This window comes from Polyangiaceae bacterium, assembly GCA_015075635.1.
Lineage (GTDB): Bacteria > Myxococcota_A > Polyangia > Polyangiales > Polyangiaceae > JADJKB01.
Map to the genome: position 1 here is coordinate 647250 of JABTUA010000001.1, position 16343 is coordinate 663592.

Below are 16343 nucleotides of genomic sequence, written 5' to 3' on the forward strand. Positions count from 1 at the left end.
GGCCCGGCAAGGGCGCGCGCCGAACGACGCTCTCGGCGCGCCTGGAGGCGGCCCGCGGCGGCCACCCGGGCTGCATGCTGGTGCAGGGCGACAACCTGCTCGCGATGCGCGCGCTGTTCGAGCGCACGGGCCCGGCCTTCTCGCTGGTCTACCTGGATCCGCCGTTCTTCACCGGGCGGCAACACGCACGCGTGGATCGCCGCCGCGATCCCGAGACGGGCAACGTGATCCGCCTGCTGCGCCCGGCCTTCGACGACCGCTGGGAGGGGCTCTCCCACTACTTGAGCGAGCTGGGCGAGCGCATCGAAGCGGCGCGAGAGCTCCTGGCGCCGGACGGCTGCCTGATCGTGCACGTGGATCCGAAGACCAGTCACTACGCCAAGGTGATGTGCGACGAGGTGTTCGGCGCGGAGTGCTTCGCCAGCGAGATCGTCTGGCGCTATCGCCGCTGGCCTGCCAAGACCAAGAACTTCCAGCGCGTCCACGACGTGCTCTTGCGCTACGTGAAGGACGCGGGCGTCGAGCCGAAGTTCCGCCAGCTCTACGAGCCGCTGGCGGCGTCCACGCTGCAAACCTGGGGCGACAAGAAGCAGCGCGCCGTGGTCGGGAGCGACGGCCGGCGCCAGCGCTCGAGCCGCACCGAAGAGCAGACCCCAGGCACGCCGATGGGCGACGTCTGGGAGATCGGCATCGTCGCGCCCATCGCGAGGGAGCGCACCGGCTACCCGACGCAGAAGCCCGAGGCGCTCCTGGAGCGGCTGATCGAGGCCTGCACGGACCCGGGTGACCTCGTGCTCGATCCCTTCGCCGGCAGCGGCACCACGCTGGCCGTGAGCGCGCGGCTCGGCCGGCGCTCGGTCGGTATCGACGCCGGTGGCGAGGCCATCCGCGTGGCCCGCAGGCGGCTGCGTGCCCAGGGGCTCAGGCCCTTCGAGGAGCGCGTGGTGGTGGAGGCGCCGGGGCCCGCCAAGGCCGGCCGGCTCCGGCGACCGAGCGCGCTGGCGGGTTAGACTGCGGCGGCCGTGCCGTCCCGCTTCCATCTGCCGAGCGGCGCCCAGGTCGAGCTGGGCGTGGGGGAGCCCATCGAGCTCGACGGGCCCATCGGCGCCGAGCTCCGTGCCCTCCGCGTGCGGTTGAGCGTCCCCCTCGACGCGCTTCCGCTCGGTGACTTGCACGTGCTCCGGGCCATCGCGCGCAGGCTCGGTCTGGTGGACGAGCCCGAGCTGGCGATCCGTTGCAGCAACTGTCACGGGGAATTCAGGGTGAAGCCCTGCTCCACGCTGGAGCTCGGCCCGTTTCGCGATGCCGAGCTCGACGATCCGGAGGTGGACGCGGACTTCGACTTCTCCCGCACCCATTCCATTCCGGCAGTCCGGGACGACCGCGACGAATCGAGGGTGAGGCTCGCGCCGTGCAGCGTGGGGCAGGCGCGGGAGCTTCACCGCGCGCTCTCCAGGGACCGACCGCTCCGCGTCACCTCGCGAGTGGTGCGAGGGATGGGGATCGTCGAGCTCGACGGCGAGACCGACCCCAGGCGGATCGCTCGCCTGCTGGCGGCCGCCTCGGATGACTGCTTCGACGCCGTGGGCGCGTTGTTCGAGGACGCCCACTATCCGCCCCGTCTCGACGTGCCCCACGCTTGTCCGAGCTGCGGCCTCTCCGAGTGGCTCTCGGTCCCGCTCTCGCGCGAGCTCAGCCTGGAGCCGTCCGACGACGCGGCCCCGCCGCCTCCCCCGGACGACCGGAGCTTCATGGACCTGGACGAGTTCGAAGCCCTGGTCCGCGAGGAAGCGGCGTCGGCCTACGCCGACCTGGGCGTGAGGGAGATCGACCTGGCGGTGATCGAAGGACCGGCGGAGGTGGACGACGGCGGCGAGCCGCTGCTCGGCTGCTACCGGCCGCCGGACCCCGAGGGCCTGGTGCCGCGTCCCGCTGAAATCCGGCTATTTTACCGGACTTTTGCCAACATCGCGCACGACGAAGGCGCCTACGACGTGCGCGCGGAGGTGCGCGAGACCATTCGCCACGAGCTCGAGCACCACTTCGGGCACCTGTCCGGCGACGACCCGCTCGACGACGAGGAGCACGCCGAGATCCAGCGCGAGCACGCGCGACGCGTGGGTCAGCGCGAGCTCGAACGGCGAGCCGTGCGGAGCTTCTGGAGCGAGCTTCGGACCTTCTTCGCCCGCACTTGGCTGGTCTGGCTGATCGCGCTCTCGGTGACGCTGCTCGCCGTGCTGGCGGAGTCGCGCTAGGTTCGGGCCCGTGAAGAAGAAGGCCGAGCCGCCGCCTCCGCTGAACAAGCGCGGTAGCCCCGAGGCCATCGCCAAGCGACGCTCCGCGCGTGCCTTCAACGAGCTCCTGGATCCGAGCGGGGCGTCACGCCTCGACGGTCGAACGGAGCAGCGGCGGCGGCGCTTGCTCTCGGAGCTGGAGTCCGGCAAGACGCGCGGCTCGGGCAAACCGCTCAAGCCGGTTGACGTGCTCTCGCACGTCACGGAGCTGCTCGAGCTCGGCGAAAGCGTGACGACCATCCGCAAGGTGTGCCGCCCGCGTCCCGCGCCGGCGGCGGACGCGCGGCTGATCGAGCTGCTCGGCCGCCTGCACCGCGCCTACGGCTTTCCCAAGGAGGCCTACGCCTTCCTCGGCATCGGGGACGAGACCCTGCGCCGGGCCGGGGTGCTCGGCGCGCGTCCGGGGCGGCGCAGCGTCCCGCCGGAGGCCGAGGCCCCCGCATCTCGGCGGCGTCGCGCTGAAAGCTGAGCTCGGCTTGCCGGCACCCGGGCGCTCTTCTAGAACCGTCGTCGCCATGCGCCACCCGATCGCCCTGGCCCTCGCGCTGATCGCCAGCACGGCGGTCGCCCAGAGCCCACCCGCGCCCGCGGGCAAGTCGGACGTGGCGCTGACGGTCGGCGAGTCGAGCATGACCGTCGCGGAGATCGAGCGACGGCTGAGCAGCATCCCGCATTTCCAGCTGGCTCAGTTCGGCAAGACGCCGGCGGAAATCCGCAAGGGCTTCGTCGAGAAGGTGCTGGTGCCGGAGCTCCTGTACGTGGAGGAGGCGCGCCGGCGCAAGCTGGAGGCGGCGCCGGGGACGCGCGATCGGATCCGCGACGCCCTGCGGCAGGCCACCGAGATGGAGCTGCGTGAGGCGGCCAACAGCGTCAGCCCGGAAGAGATCAAGTCGTACTACGACGAGAACCGGCACCGCTTCAACACGCCCCGGCGCATCAAGCTGTGGCGCATCTTGGTGCGCGACGAAGCCTCCGCGAAGAAGATCCTCGGGGCCGTGAAGGGCAGCGAGCTCGAGGGCGCCAACCGCTGGAACAAGCACGCGCGGGACGACTCCATCGACAAGTCCACGAACATGCGCGACGGCGACCTCGGCTTCGTGAGCCCGGATGGCCAGACGGAGATGCCGCAGCTCCGGGTCGATCCCGCCTTGTTCACCGCCGCCGAGAAGGTGAAGGACGGCGAGCTGGTGCCGGAGCCGGTGAAGGAGGGCGACAACTGGGCGGTGGTCTGGCGCCGGGGCAGCCTGGAGGCCGTGAACCGCACGCTGGCGCAGGAAGCGCCGGCGATTCGCCAGATCCTCTCGCGCCAGAAGGTGTCGGGGCAGGTGACGGAGCTCGCCAAGAAGCTCCAGGCCGAGCAGGTCAAGAACGTGAGCCACGAGCTCCTGAGCTACGTGAACGTCGATCCGTCCGGCGACGTGGGGGCGCGGCAGCGCCCGGGAGTCATCCCTCGCCATCGCGCGCGGGCGCCCGGCGCGCCGCAGCGGGACGAGCGCGGCCTGCGCTGAGCCGCGCTACGCGGCGCAGCGGCGACCAGCGCGGCCTGCGCTGAGCCGCGCTACTTGTCCGGCAACGGGAAGCCGAGCTGCTTGAGCACGCCGCGCAGCACGCGCTCCTCGTCGCGGGCGCGCTGGTGGTAGACCAGGAAGCGCTGTGCGTTGCCGTCCTTGGCGGCCTCGGCGGCGCGCTCGTGGTTCTCGAGCACGAGCAGCAGGTGGGGGTGGGCCTGCGCGATCTCCTTGGGCACGGTCATGCCGCCGGCGGCCTTGACCCGCGCCTCCGCCATGGCGTGGATGACGCGCGCGAGCTCGCGATCGGAGAGCCGCGCGCGCAGGTACTCCGAGTCGTGGTTGGCCTGCCCGATCAAGAGCGAGAGCCGGTCGAGGTAGCTGCCAGCCAGCGCGGGCGACGCGACGAGCACCAAGCCCAGCGCCAAGCACGCAACCAACAGACCTCGGCGAGTGGTGGTCATGACTCCTTCCCTTCGATCTGGGCGCCCGCGTCCAGGGCGGCTCGTGCCGCGGCGAACTCCGCGGCGCGCTTGGAGCGCCCGCGACCGCGGCCGAGCTCCCGGCTGCCGACCCGCACGGCCACTTCGAACCAGCGATCGTGCGCGGGGCCGCCGCTGTCGGTGACGTCGTAGCGCGGGGTGTCCCCGCGCGCCGCCTGGACGCGCTCCTGAAGCTCGCTCTTCGGGTCGCGCGTGCTCCCCGCGTCGATGCCCTCGAGCTGCGGCTCGAGGATCTGCGCGCAAGCCGACCGGGCGGCCTCGAGCCCGGAGTCGAGGTAGGCCGCGGCGACCAGCGCCTCGACCGCGTCGGCCAGGACGTTGGTGCTGGTGCGCAGCCCGCTCGACTCTGCGCCGCGCCCGAGCAGGAGCGCCTCCGCAATGGCGTTGTCGCGCGCCCAGGCGGCCAGGGCATCTGCGTTGACCAAACGCGCTCTCAGGCGCGTCAGGGAGCCCTCGTCGGCCTCCGGGAAGCGCTCGTACAAGAGCTCGCTGGCGCACAGCCCGAGCACGGCGTCGCCCAGGAACTCCAGGCGCTGGTTGTCCGGCTCGCCGCGCTGCTCGTTGGCGAAGCTCGGGTGGGTGAGCGCGACCTTGAGGTGAGGGGCGAGCTCCGAGAGCCCGAACTGTCTTGCGATCTCGGTGAGCATCGTCGTCCCGCGAGGGACCAAGGTGTAGCCAAACGGCGCCAAATGTCATCCCGGGAACCTCGGCCGGGGTGAGGCTGTCGGTCCCCGTCGAGGTCGACCGTCGTGGGATATGCTCTTGCCGTGGCGCGCCTGATGGCCTGTCCGTTCTGCCGCGAGCTCTTCCCCGAGGGCGAGGCCAAGGCCTGCCCGGAGTGCGGTGTGTCGCTGGAATCGTTGGCGAACTTGCCCCCCAGCCTGGACGCGATGGCGGACGAGGTCGAGGAGGGGCAGGTGACCCCGCCGGAGCACCGGGAGCTGCCCTGGAGCTACTTCGGCCGGGGCCGCGGCGCCCTGCTCGTCCTCGCAGTGCTGGGCCTGGTCGCGTTCTGTCTGCCCTGGGTCGTGCTCACCGCGCCGAGCGACGTGAGCATGAGCGGCTTCGATCTGGCGCGGGGACGCGCCGGCTGGCTCTGGGGTGGCGCGGTGGGCTGGTTCATCATGCTGCCTCTGGTCTGGACCCGACGCACCATCGCGAAAATGCGCGGGGTACGCATCGTGACCGTGGCCTTCGCGGCGCTCACGCTGATCGAGGTGGGCATGATGTTGTCACTGCCACCGCAGAGCAGCCGCCTCCGTCCAGTGGAGCTGGCCTGGGGATTCGGCATCTACATGAGCGCCGCGGTGTCGCTGGCGGCGATCGCGGTCGCGGCGAGATTCGGCGGTAGGATCGACGACTTGCCCGCGATGCCGTGGCGCGACGAGCGCGGCCGGCGCCGGCGCGATTCGAGCGATGGCGAGACGCTGCACTGAGCGCACGCTCGCCGAGCGGCCCAACTCGTGGTAGCGCTCGGATGTGCGGCAGGCGGGAGCTCGAGGGGCTCCGCGGGGCTCCGCGGAAGCCGAACGGGCGTCGGAGATCGACGCTCCGAGCGACTCTTCGCTCGAGCTGATGGACGTTCCCGCCGCCGTCGTCTGCGCGCTGTGCGGCGATCCGGGCTGCCTGGGCGGCTGCGTCGAGGAGACCACGCAGACCTCCGGCATCGTCGCCATCGTGCCCTGGGAGCGCCCGGGCTCCGCGGCGGGCCGGCTCTGGGGGACCGCCAAGCTCAGCACGCTCGGCTCGGAGTCGTTCTTCGCCGCGCTACCGGACGGCGAGATCGCGGCTCCGCTGCGCTTCGCGCTCTTGGCGGAGGCGCTCGCGGTCCTCGGCATGGGCGTGGTGGCCATCCCCGTGGTGTTGGCGTTCGCGCCTTGGCTCTTCGACGCCGTCAGCCGGGATCCCTGGCTGCGCGCCTGGCTCGTGAAGCTGCTCGCCTTCGGCATGCCGGGGCTGGCGCTCCTGATGGTGGTGCTGCACTCGGTCCACGGAGTCAGCCTCGATCTGGGCGCGCGCCGCGTGGGCGCCCGCGCCCGCACCACCCGCGGGCTGCGCTTCGGCCTGTACTCCTGCGGCTGGGACCTGGTCACGCTGCCCGCGGGCATCGGCGTCCTGGCCATCACCGACGGCTTCCGCGCCGCCCGGCGCGCCATGCCGTTGTCGCTCACGGTGCCGCGCGTCGCGACCCGCGCCTTCCTGCGCGGGGTTTACCAGCTGGACGACGAAGCGTCGGCTCGAGCTTCGAGGCGCGCGATGTGGATCGCCGGCTCGCTGGCCCTGGTCGCGTGCGCGCTGTTCGGCGTCGCGATGGTCGCGTTGGCGTTGGCCTAGGCTCGACTTGGGCAGTCTTGCCATGATCAGATCACGATCGTCGAGAGTGGCGAAGACCCAAGGAAACTGCCGGCGAAGCCGGCGGATGCTTCCTCTTCCCGTGGGATGGGTCGCGACTTTCTTGCAGCTCACGCTCCCGGGCTGACCTCGACGGAACGCAGGCGCCGCGGGTTTTCGATTGCGCGAAGGTGCGCAACTCGAGCCTAGTGGTCCGCGCTCAGAACATCGCGCCGAGCTCGAAGGAGACGGTCCACTGGCGCGGGACGCCGTCGAGGTCCTTCTTGTCGGTGTCGGAGTTCTGCGCGTCCGCGGGATCCACGATGTCGGTGATGAACTGGCCGCCGACCATGACCATCTCGTAGCGGTAGTTCAGACCGAAGATCAGGCGCTGGCGCTCGAGCCGGGTCTTCTTGAACACGGCGTTGTTGTTGAAGTCGAGCGGTGAGCCGTCCACGCAGATGGGCTGGCCGTCGTGGATGCCTGCCTTCGCGGGGTCCGGATCCGGATTGCCGGGCAGGTTGGCGCCGGCGTAGTTGCAGTAGCCCACGGGGTCCGTGGCCGGCGTCAGGTCCACCAGACCCGAGTCGCCGAAGATCCAGACGTACTGGTAGCCCACGTAGGGCGTGATCACCGAGGAGTCCGCGATGGGCAGCGGCTTGGAGATCTGCACGTCGAGACCCGCCACGGTGAGCTGGAACTGCGGGGTGCCGGTGATGGTGCGCACGCCGCCGCCCACCGCGATGTCCGGCAGGATGCCGGGCACGCCGGTGCGGAAGCCCTCGAGCAACGACAGGCGCACGTCCGCGCCGCCGGAGACCAGGCTGGTGTTCGGCATGAAGCCGACCTGACCCGTCAGCTCGAGCCCGAAGCCGAAGCTCTTGCGGATCTTGACCGAGTACAGCGACAGGATGTCCGACGGGCTCTTGTTGCTGACCGAAGCCTTGTTGCTGTTCGGGTCGATCTTGCCGCGGGTGCCCTTCTTCCAGTAGTCGGCGTCCGAGTCGATCTTCGTGTAGTCGGCCTCGAGCGAGAGGTGGAACCCGCCGAAGCCGGTGGTGCGCGCGGAGTGCATGGCGGTCGGCGCGAACGCGAAGCCGAACTGATTGATCAGGCGCTTGAACGCCACGTGGTCCGGGGTGCACCACGCCCGACCGGTGTCCGCCTGGAGCTGCGCGAGCGTCGTGGGGTCATCCACGTACTCGCCGACCTCGGTCCGGCAGCGCGGGTCCGTGACCAGGCGCTCGAGCGCCGGGTCCATGGGCTCCGCAGCCGCCAGCGAGGCAGCGGTCGTCACGAAAATTCCAGCAGCTAGAGCTGCGTAGCGAGCCTTCATTCCCACCGCTATCTCCGCCGGGCGAGGCTACTTGCCGGCTGGGATCATCGTCAAGCTCGGGGGGTTACGCCCGGCCAATGGGCCGGGAAGTGGGGTGCGCTAAGCTGCCCGGCCATGCCCGCCGAGCCCGTCCGCCTCCGCGGCCAGAGCGCCGAGCGGCCCTTCCACGTGGTGCTGGTGGAGCCCGAAATCCCGCCCAACACGGGGAACGTGGCGCGGATCTGCGCTGCCACCGCCTGCCCGCTCCACCTGGTGGGGCGCCTCGGCTTCAGCATCGACGAGCACGCCGTGCGGCGCGCGGGCCTCGACTATTGGCACCTGGTGGAGGTGCACCAGCACCCGGACCTCGCCAGCGCGGAGCGAGAAATCGCTTCCCGGAGCTGGCTCTTCAGCGGCAAGGCCGAGCGGAGCTACCTCGACGTGGACTTCCGACTGGGTGACGCGCTGGTGTTCGGCAAGGAGAGCGTGGGGCTGCCGGAGGAGCTGCTCGCCGCTCGCGCAGAGCAGGTGATCGGCATCCCCACGCTCGGGCCGGTGCGCTCGCACAACCTGGGCAACGCGGTCGCCATCGCGCTCTACGAGGCGCTGCGGCAGACCGGGCTGCTCGCGCCGCGTCAGCGCACGATCACGCGCGGCGACTGATCGGTGAAGTCGGCGTGCACGGAGCGCTTCGCGCCGGCGCTCAGCGTGACCTGGGTGCCGGTGCGCAGGTTGAGCGTCGCGTTGTCGAAGCCCACGTAGTAGCTCCCGGGCGCGAGGGGGACGGACGCCGGCGTGGTGTACGATCGGCCACCCACGCTGACCGTGCTCGGCGGTGAGGCCGTGAGCGTCAGCGACGCGCGCGCGCCGGGCTCGACGACAGCGGCGTCGCCAACGGGCTGCGGCACGGACGCCGGAGCGGCGGGACGCGTCGGCGGCAGCGCGCTCGGAGTCGGCACGGGGGCAGCGCTCGGCGGCCCCGAGGGCGGCGCGACCGGCGTGGCGCTCGGGGTCGCTGCGGCGGCTGGCACCGAGGCGGCTGGGCGTGGGTCTTGCGCGGGAACCACCGGCGCCTGCGCCCGCGAGCCCCACCAGATCGCCGTCGCGACGGCACCCACCAGGAGCAGCGTGACCAGTGGCCGGCCAGCTCGGTTCGGCTCGGAGCGACGCTCTTCACCCGCGGTGATCGGAGCCGTCTCCTCCGGCGCCGAGCTCTCGAGCGGGCGGGTGGACATCACCTCACTCGCGGGGGCGGGCTCGACCACCACGTCGTCGGGAGGCGGCGGCACGCTCGGCAGCTTGCGCGTCCACTCGACCAGGTCGTTCCGCACCGCGAAGGTCTGCGTGTCGCCGATGCTGGGCGCGCGCCGGGTGGAGACGTCCGGCTTCTCCTCCGCCGGCTCCCGCTCACCTTCCCCGAACAGCCAGGGGCTCGAAGCCAGGAGCTTGCGCCGCGTCTTTCTCACCCGCGCGCCGACGCGCCGCGCGACGTCTCCGAGATCGGCGCTCTTGACGAACTCGCGCAGCGGTCGCGCGAGCTGCTCGGCCGTCTCGGGTCGATCTTCCGGCCTCTTGGCGGTGGCGCTCGCGATCAAGTCCGCCAACGGCGCGAGCTCCGGCAGCTCCTCGTCCAAGCGCGGAGGCGGTGTCTCGAGGGCCTTCAGGCACTCGGCGGGAGTCTTGCGGCGAAAGGGCGGCTTTCCAGTCCATGCTTCGATCAGGAGCACCGCCACGGCGAACACGTCGGTGGCGGGCGTGAGCGCGTCGCCCGCGATCTGCTCCGGCGCCATGTGCCCGGGTGAGCCGAACAGCTCGCCCCGGGAGACGCCGCCGTCCTCCGGCAGCGTCACCGGCGCAGCGATGCCGAAGTCGATGATGCGCACGGCGCCCTCCTCGTCGAGCATCACGTTGCGCGGTGTGATGTCGCGGTGGACGATGCTCGCGCGGCGGTGCGCGTAGTCGAGCGCGCGACAGATCTCGATGCCCAGGTAGGCGCCCTCCTCGGGGGAGAACGTCCCGGTCTCGTTCAGAACCTCCGAGAGCGTGACGCCCTCGCAGAACTCCATCGCGATGTAGTAGACGCCTTGCTCGACGCCCAGCTCGTAGACCGGCACGATGTTCGGGTGGCCGAGCTCGACCGCGGTCTTGGCCTCCTCGACGAAGCGCCGCACGAACGCGTCGTCGGAGGCCAGCTCCGGGCGGATCTGCTTGACCACGAGCCGCTTCTCGAATCCCACGGCTCCGCGTAAGGTGGCGAGGAACACCTTGGCCATGCCTCCGGCAGCGATCTCTCGCTCGAGCACGTACTTGCCGAAGAGCTGCGGGAACATGCGGCTCGGCAAGCGTAGCGCCGTCTGGGCGATTCTGCTGCTTTCTGGCTGCTCTCCGGAGCCCGAGCCGGACCGAGTCCTCCGCATCGAGGTCCACCTGCCCGCCGCCAGCGGCGCCGCCCCTCCGGATCTCTCCATCGAGCTCACCGCCCTGGGCGACTTCGAGGGTTCGGCCTTCACCAGCAAGATCGCCCCGGGCAGCGCGCGCGCGCTGCCGTTGCCCTTCCCGGGGAGCACGCGGGCCGTCAGCGCGCTGGCCGAAGGCGACCACCAGAGCTTCAGCGGGGTCGGGAGCGCCGACGGCGCTGGCAACATCGACGTGCTGCTCTGGCGCACCAAGGATTCCACCCCGCTCTGGCCGGCGGGCGACGCGAGCTTCCCCGAGCAGGCGCCGGGCGTGGCGTTCGGCGTGCACGGCCGCCACCTGCTCGCGGCGGGCTCGCTCTCGGCGAGCGCCGACGCATCGCGCGCGTTCACCGTCGATCTGGCCACCGGTCGCGCCAGCGAGGTCGCCGAGGGCATGCTCGGCGCGCGCGCCTTCGCCAGCGTGACCGCCTTCGGCTCGGAGCTGATGCTGGTGGCCGGAGGCGTGGACCCGACGCTGTCGCCGAACGATCTCGCGGCGGCCCCTCCGCTGGACACGGCCACCGAATACGACGTGCGGCAGGGGCGCTTCGACCGCACGCGGGTCATTCCGTTGGCCCAACCGCGAGCCCGACACGCGGCCGTGGTGCTGGCGAGCGGCGAGACGCTACTGGTGGGCGGCGCCGGCCCGAACGGCGTCGCGCTCGGGACGCTGGAGGCGGTCTCGCCGAAGGACCACGCCTCGCGCAGCGCAGGCCTGGCCACCCTGAAGCAACCCCGCATCGCGCCCGTCGCGCTGCGCCTCAGCGACGACCGGGTGTTCGTCGGCGGCGGCTCGTCCGCTTTCGGCACCGTGAACGTCCTGGAGTGGTTGTCGCCGGACGCGCGCGTGCTGTCCTTCATCCAGGAGAGCTTCGTCGTCGCGGACGCACACGGCTTCGCCGCCATGCCCGGCGGTGGCGTGCTCGCCGTGGGGGTGTGCGTGCCGAAGGGCGTGCCGAGCTGCCTCACGCCGGCCGAGAGCGTGACCTGGTTCCGCGCGGACGGCAGCGCCGACGTGCTGCCTTCGCTGTCCTTCGCGCCGACGCAGGTGGCCCTGATCGCGGCGAACGACGGCGCACCGTGGCTCCATGCACGCACCAGCACGGCCGTGCTCTGGAAGCGCTTCGATCCCTGGACCGGTCGCTTCGACGAGCCCAAGACACGACCCGAGCTGGGCCCCGACGCGGATCTCCCGGTCCCACTCGGCGTGGACGCCGGCGCTTTCGTCTGGCTCGAGCGCGCGGGCACGCCGAAGCTCGCGGGGTTCCGCCACGACGTGCGCGGACCCTTCGCCCGCGACATCGCGCCGCTCCTGCTCGCGGGGCGCGAGAACGTCGCGCCGAACCGCTTCCCGATGGGCGTCGCCGCCACGGGCATCGAGTACTCCGGGGCGGGGCTCGGCCTGAGCGGTGAAGACACCCTCGCGCTCGTGGCCGACACGAGCTACGCCGACTTCGATCTCGAGCTCGCGCTGACCTCGGGGCCCCCGCCGGTGGTGGTGCTGGGCGGCACGCGGGTCGGCGGCGAAGAGTGCCCTTGGACGTCGCTGGACGCGGCGGCGCCCGGCGAAGTGCTGAGGCTGTTCCGGCGCGGGGACCAGGCGACCATCGAGCGCTCCGGCGAGCGTCGCGGGTGTCCGGTCGGCAGTGGGCGCCTGTCGGTCGGGCTCTCCGCTGCCGGACCGAGCGCGACCTTCGTGCGCTCGCTGGAGATCCACCGGCGCTGATCAGCGCTTGAAGAACTTGCCGAGCAGGCCCTTGTCGTCCTTGCCCTTGCCCTTGCCGGAAGCCAGAGACTTCTTGTCGGGCTCGCCACCGCGCATGGTGTAGAGGCGCACTTCGCGCGCGGCCTCCAGGTTCTTCGGGTGGTAGCGCGCGACCCAGCGGAAGTCCGCCACTGCCTGGTCGAGCTTGCCCGCTCGCTTCAGGAGCTCGCCCCGCGCCATGCGCACGCGCTCGTTCTCGGGCTCCTTCTTCACGGCCTCGTCCATCAGCTCGATCAAGTCGCGGTAGTCGCCCTTCGCAGCGCGCTCCGGTCGCTGCGACACGCACTGGACCCAGAGCGCGGTGTACTCGGACTGGCCGGGATCGCCATCGCGAGCTTGTTTCGCCAGCTCCTCGGCCTCAGCCAGGTTGCCCTTGCGGTAGTAGACCGTCGCCTTCTGGTAGGCGACGACGGCGTTCATGATCTTGTTGACCTCTTCCTGCTCGGCCTCGGTCCCGCCGCCGTCCTTGACCAGCTCGTCGTAGTTGCGACGCTTCTCGTCGTCGGTCAGCGTCTGGTGCGCCTCGGTCATCTTGGCGAAGAGCTTGACCGCCTCGTCCTTCACTGAGCCGTACTCTGGACCCAGCCGATCGGGGTGCCACTTCTTCGCCAGGTTGAAGAAGGCCGCCGAGATCTCCGCGCTGGCCGACTTGATCGGCACGCCGAGCATCTCGTAGTAGTTCTGGTTGGGCATCTTCGCCGAGAGCTCCGCGAGCTCGCGCCGGAACTCCAGCACGTGCGAGGGCTCGCTCGGGGGCTTGACCGCTCGGGTCGACGGCGGCGGCGCCGCGACCGGCGACGAGCCGACGAGCGCAGCGATGGGCGACGAGATCAGCGGCGCCGAGACCGACGGCGACGAGGGCAGCGCGGGCTCGGCCTCTCGAGTGGAGACGGCGATGGGCGGCGGCGGCGGCGGGGCTGCTCGGGCCGGCGGCGGCGGGGCCCCCCGGGCCGGCGGCGGCGGGCGCGCGGCACCTGCGGCGCCAGTGCCCAGAGGAACGCCGCCGATGTCCAGGTGGCGCGTGATCATCAGCGCGTAGATCAGGCGCTTGACCTCGATGGGCTCGCCCACCCCGGACTGAAGCAAATCGACCAAGGGCTGCGGCTTTGCCCGGAGCAGGTCCACGACCGCGCGCTCCATGTCGCTGAGCTGGAAGCGCGCGACCTGCGCCCCGACGTGCAGCTTGAGCGGGCGCGGCCCGAGCCGGGCCAAGGCGGCGTCCACGCGCTGGACGTTCTCGTAGCGACGAATTCCGCGCCAGATCAGCGCGAGCGGCTCCACCTGGACCGGGCCGCCACCCCAGCGGTCCAGGAAATTCTTGCCGGCATAAAACGCGTATCCCGTCTTGGGCCCGAGCGAGAACATCCAGACCACCTGCCGCAACAGCTGCTCGGAGAGCGCGGCCTCCAGCGTCTCCTGATCGAGAGCCCCGACCTCGATCAGGAGCTTGCCGTGCAGCTGGCGCTCCTTGGCGACGCGAGTCAGCGTCTGGTTGTAGGCGCCCTCGTCGATCTTGCCGAGCTCGAGCAGGAGCCGGCCCAGGTGGATGACGGGCTGCGCGGTCTTGGCGTTGGCGGGCGCGCCGTCGACGCAGTAGAGCGCGCTCTTCTGTCGGTCCGGCGTCTGGAAGATGAACGAGCCGGTCAGCCGCTTGTCGAGCGCGTAGACCAGCAGCTGGGAGAGCGGAGTCGCCTCCAGGTTGCCGGTCGCCGTCGCTTCGGACATGGGAACGCAGACTGTAGCAGAGCCACGGGCGCGCGGGACCCGGCGAAAAACGGCGCGGCGCGGCGCGGATTTCGCTGCCGCTTGGCGTCGCACAATTGTCTTGGCAAGGTCCGGTCCCCATGCCTCGCGGCCTAGTCCTCGTCGTCGACGACGAGCCGTCGATCCTGAACACGCTGAAGAAGGCCCTCTCGCTCGAGGGCTACACCGTGGACGTCGCCGGTGGCGTCGGTCTGGCGGAGGAGCGGCTGAGGAAGAAGAGCTACGACGTGCTCCTGCTCGACGTGTCGCTGCCCGACGGCAACGGCGTGGAGCTCCTGGAGAAGCTGCGCAAGTCGGGCGTGGACACGCCGGTCATCATGATGAGCGGGCACGCGACCATCGACACCGCAGTGCGGGCGACGCGGCTCGGCGCCCTCGACTTCCTGGAAAAACCCGTCTCGACCGATCGCCTGCTGGTGGTGCTGGAGAACACGCTGCGCCTGATGCGTGCCGAGGAGGAGGCGGCGGAGCTGCGCGCCGAGGCGGGCTTCTTCGACGAGCTGATCGGCCAGAGCCGCGCCATGCGCGAGCTGCGCGAGCACGTCACGCGGGCGGCGAAGGCCGCCGCCAGCGTGCTCATCACCGGCGAGCGCGGCACCGGCAAGGAGCTGGTGGCACGCGCCATCCACCGGGCCTCGCCTCGGGCGAACGGCCCCTACGAGAAGCTGAACTGCGCCGCGGTCCCCGCCGAGCTGATCGAGAGCGAGCTGTTCGGGCACGAAGCGGGCGCCTTCACCGGCGCGACCCGCCAGCGGCGCGGCAAGTTCGAGCGGGCGCACGGCGGCACGCTGTTTCTGGACGAGGTCGGCGACATGCCGCTCGCCATGCAGGCGAAGCTCCTGCGCGTGCTTCAGGAGCGCGAGATCGAGCGCGTGGGCGGGAGCGACGTGCTCAAGGTGGACGTGCGCGTGGTCGCCGCAACCAACAAGGACCTGGTCGCCGCCTGCCGCGAGGGACAGTTCCGACCCGATCTGTACGACCGCCTCAACGTGCTGCCGCTGGAGCTGCCGCCGCTGCGGGCGCGTCGCGAGGACGTCCCGCTCCTGGCCGGTCACTTCTTGCAGCAGGCCGCCAAGGCCAACGCGCGCCCCGGCGTGTCGCTCACCCCCTCTGCGATCGACGTGCTGGTGAGGCACTCCTTCCCCGGCAACGTGCGCGAGCTCCGAAACCTGATCGAGCGGCTGGTGATCTTGAGCCCCGACGACAGCGTCACCGGCGAGGACGTCGAGCGCTCCCTGGGCATGTCGGCGTCGCCACAGAACGCGGGGCTCTACCGGCCAGGGGTGCCGTTCCGCGTGCTGGTGGACGAGGCCGAGCGCACCATCCTCGAAGAGGCCATGTCGCACCACGCCGGGCAGATGGCGGCGACGGCGCGGGCGCTCGGGCTCGAGCGCAGTCATCTGTACAAAAAGGCGAAAGCGCTGGGGCTCCGCGGCAAGGACGAGCCGGAGGAGTAGATCGTCGGCTAGACTCCGGCGGGTGAAGACCGCACGCCTGGCCCTGGCACTCTGCACGCTCCTCTGCGCGGCCCTGCTCCTCGGGCCCGGCTGTGGCACGCGCACGGCGCTCAAGGCATCCGACGAGGACGGTGGCGTCGGCGGCTCGGACGCCGGCGCGACCTGCGGTGACGGCGCGTGCAAGGGAGGGGAGTCCTGCTCGAGCTGCCCGCTGGACTGCGGCTTGTGCAAGACCTGCGACGACGGCGTGTGCGATCCCGACGAGAGCTGCTCGTCGTGCCCGGAGGACTGCGGGCTGTGCACGACGTGCGGCAACGGCAGCTGCGACCCGAACGAGAGCTGCCTTTCTTGCACCGAAGACTGCGGCGCCTGCAAGACCTGTGGCGACGGCTTCTGCGAGGGACCGGAGACCTGTCAGTCGTGCGCGCCGGACTGCGGCAACTGCAAGACCTGCGGCGACGGCAGCTGCTCGACCGCCGACGGCGAGTCTTGCTTCACCTGCCCGGACGACTGCGGCAAGTGCGCCGGCTGCGGCGACGGCAAGTGCGCAGGCAGCGAGACCTGCTCCTCGTGCGCGCAGGACTGCGGCGTGTGCAGCGTGTGCGGCAACGGCAAGTGCGAGGCGACCCAGTTCGAGACCTGCTCGAACTGCCACCAGGACTGCGGCGAGTGCGACCTGATGTCGTGCTTCATGATCGTGACCTGCGCCCTGGGCTGCGTGGAGCTGCAGCAAGACCCGCCCAAGTTCAGCGTCACCTGCGTGGCGAACTGCGTGTCCAAGGGCTGCGCCGACGTGCAGTTCTTCGTCGATCAGACGTTGAGCTGCGCGTTCCAGAACATCAACGACATCGCCGACTGCGCCGACGGCCCGGGCAGCATCATCTCCTGCGCGGAGAAGTACTGCGGCCCGGAGATCCAGGCCTGCTTCGCCGCCAGCTGCGACGGCTGAG

At 71.1% G+C, this 16343-nt stretch carries 15 protein-coding genes; 10 read left to right on the top strand and 5 right to left on the bottom strand.

Annotated features, from left to right (window positions below):
- Nucleotides 1-74 precede the first annotated feature (74 nt).
- The 4 genes from HS104_03020 to HS104_03035 are packed head-to-tail and all read left to right on the top strand — an operon-like array spanning nt 75 to nt 3802.
- The gene (locus tag HS104_03020) at nt 75-1010 is read left to right on the top strand and encodes a site-specific DNA-methyltransferase (GenBank protein MBE7478950.1); all 936 of its coding nucleotides are present in this window, start codon (nt 75-77) and stop codon (nt 1008-1010) included.
- A gap of 12 nt (nt 1011-1022) precedes the next feature.
- The gene (locus HS104_03025; GenBank protein ID MBE7478951.1) at nt 1023-2255 is read left to right on the top strand and encodes a metallopeptidase family protein; all 1233 of its coding nucleotides are present in this window, start codon (nt 1023-1025) and stop codon (nt 2253-2255) included.
- A gap of 10 nt (nt 2256-2265) precedes the next feature.
- Entirely contained in the window at nt 2266-2763 is a 498-nt protein-coding gene (locus HS104_03030; GenBank protein ID MBE7478952.1) for a hypothetical protein, read from the top strand.
- 46 nt (nt 2764-2809) lie between these two features.
- A complete protein-coding gene (locus HS104_03035; GenBank protein MBE7478953.1) occupies nt 2810-3802 on the top strand; it encodes a peptidyl-prolyl cis-trans isomerase in 993 nt (330 codons plus the stop codon).
- 50 nt (nt 3803-3852) lie between these two features.
- Here the strand turns inward: HS104_03035 and HS104_03040 are convergent, their stop codons facing one another.
- Together HS104_03040 and rnc are read right to left on the bottom strand one after the other, a co-directional pair.
- Nucleotides 3853-4266 (bottom strand): hypothetical protein, encoded by a 414-nt coding sequence (locus HS104_03040; protein MBE7478954.1) that lies wholly within the window; start codon nt 4264-4266, stop codon nt 3853-3855.
- Complete coding sequence (gene rnc, locus HS104_03045; GenBank protein ID MBE7478955.1) at nt 4263-4952, bottom strand: ribonuclease III; 690 nt, start codon at nt 4950-4952, stop codon at nt 4263-4265. The genes HS104_03040 and rnc overlap by 4 nt, the downstream gene beginning before the upstream one ends.
- A gap of 120 nt (nt 4953-5072) precedes the next feature.
- On the opposite strand from rnc, the gene HS104_03050 reads away from it, so the two are divergent.
- Nucleotides 5073-5741: a hypothetical protein gene (locus HS104_03050; protein ID MBE7478956.1), complete on the top strand. Its 669-nt coding sequence runs from the start codon at nt 5073-5075 to the stop codon at nt 5739-5741.
- A 139-nt stretch (nt 5742-5880) separates the two neighbouring features.
- Nucleotides 5881-6639, top strand: a complete 759-nt coding sequence (locus HS104_03055) for a hypothetical protein (GenBank protein MBE7478957.1) — start codon at nt 5881-5883, stop codon at nt 6637-6639.
- A 217-nt stretch (nt 6640-6856) separates the two neighbouring features.
- Here HS104_03055 and HS104_03060 read toward each other — a convergent pair whose 3' ends face one another.
- Nucleotides 6857-7972 carry a hypothetical protein gene (locus tag HS104_03060; protein MBE7478958.1) on the bottom strand — a complete coding sequence of 372 codons (1116 nt, stop codon included), beginning with the start codon at nt 7970-7972 and terminating at the stop codon, nt 6857-6859.
- Nucleotides 7973-8086: 114 nt separating this feature from the next.
- On the opposite strand from HS104_03060, the gene HS104_03065 reads away from it, so the two are divergent.
- Nucleotides 8087-8614 (top strand): tRNA (cytidine(34)-2'-O)-methyltransferase, encoded by a 528-nt coding sequence (locus HS104_03065; protein MBE7478959.1) that lies wholly within the window; start codon nt 8087-8089, stop codon nt 8612-8614.
- On the opposite strand, the gene HS104_03070 is transcribed toward HS104_03065, so the two are convergent.
- Nucleotides 8587-10281: a protein kinase gene (locus tag HS104_03070; protein MBE7478960.1), complete on the bottom strand. Its 1695-nt coding sequence runs from the start codon at nt 10279-10281 to the stop codon at nt 8587-8589. The two genes, HS104_03065 and HS104_03070, sit on opposite strands and share 28 nt — an antisense overlap.
- Between HS104_03070 and HS104_03075 the strand changes: the two genes are divergently transcribed.
- Nucleotides 10280-12133, top strand: coding sequence for a hypothetical protein (locus tag HS104_03075; protein MBE7478961.1), 1854 nt, complete (start codon nt 10280-10282; stop codon nt 12131-12133). The two genes, HS104_03070 and HS104_03075, sit on opposite strands and share 2 nt — an antisense overlap.
- On the opposite strand, the gene HS104_03080 is transcribed toward HS104_03075, so the two are convergent.
- Nucleotides 12134-13897, bottom strand: coding sequence for a DnaJ domain-containing protein (locus HS104_03080; protein ID MBE7478962.1), 1764 nt, complete (start codon nt 13895-13897; stop codon nt 12134-12136). It abuts the gene before it with no gap.
- 119 nt (nt 13898-14016) lie between these two features.
- Here HS104_03080 and HS104_03085 point away from each other — a divergent pair, with 119 nt between their 5' ends.
- Entirely contained in the window at nt 14017-15393 is a 1377-nt protein-coding gene (locus HS104_03085) for a sigma-54-dependent Fis family transcriptional regulator (protein MBE7478963.1), read from the top strand.
- Between the two features lie 22 nt (nt 15394-15415).
- Entirely contained in the window at nt 15416-16342 is a 927-nt protein-coding gene (locus tag HS104_03090; GenBank protein MBE7478964.1) for a hypothetical protein, read from the top strand.
- Nucleotide 16343 lies beyond the last annotated feature (1 nt).

Excerpts from the sequence above, each read along its gene's own strand:
- HS104_03020 (MBE7478950.1), top strand. The coding sequence starts at position 75 with ATGCTGGTGCAGGGCGACAACCTGCTCGCGATGCGCGCGCTGTTCGAG.
- HS104_03035 (MBE7478953.1), top strand. The coding sequence starts at position 2,810 with ATGCGCCACCCGATCGCCCTGGCCCTCGCGCTGATCGCCAGCACGGCG.
- HS104_03040 (MBE7478954.1), bottom strand. The coding sequence starts at position 4,266 with ATGACCACCACTCGCCGAGGTCTGTTGGTTGCGTGCTTGGCGCTGGGC.
- rnc (MBE7478955.1), bottom strand. The coding sequence starts at position 4,952 with ATGCTCACCGAGATCGCAAGACAGTTCGGGCTCTCGGAGCTCGCCCCT.
- HS104_03055 (MBE7478957.1), top strand. The coding sequence starts at position 5,881 with ATGGACGTTCCCGCCGCCGTCGTCTGCGCGCTGTGCGGCGATCCGGGC.
- HS104_03060 (MBE7478958.1), bottom strand. The coding sequence starts at position 7,972 with ATGAAGGCTCGCTACGCAGCTCTAGCTGCTGGAATTTTCGTGACGACC.
- HS104_03065 (MBE7478959.1), top strand. The coding sequence starts at position 8,087 with ATGCCCGCCGAGCCCGTCCGCCTCCGCGGCCAGAGCGCCGAGCGGCCC.
- HS104_03075 (MBE7478961.1), top strand. The coding sequence starts at position 10,280 with ATGCGGCTCGGCAAGCGTAGCGCCGTCTGGGCGATTCTGCTGCTTTCT.
- HS104_03070 (MBE7478960.1), bottom strand. The coding sequence starts at position 10,281 with ATGTTCCCGCAGCTCTTCGGCAAGTACGTGCTCGAGCGAGAGATCGCT.
- HS104_03080 (MBE7478962.1), bottom strand. The coding sequence starts at position 13,897 with ATGTCCGAAGCGACGGCGACCGGCAACCTGGAGGCGACTCCGCTCTCC.
- HS104_03085 (MBE7478963.1), top strand. The coding sequence starts at position 14,017 with ATGCCTCGCGGCCTAGTCCTCGTCGTCGACGACGAGCCGTCGATCCTG.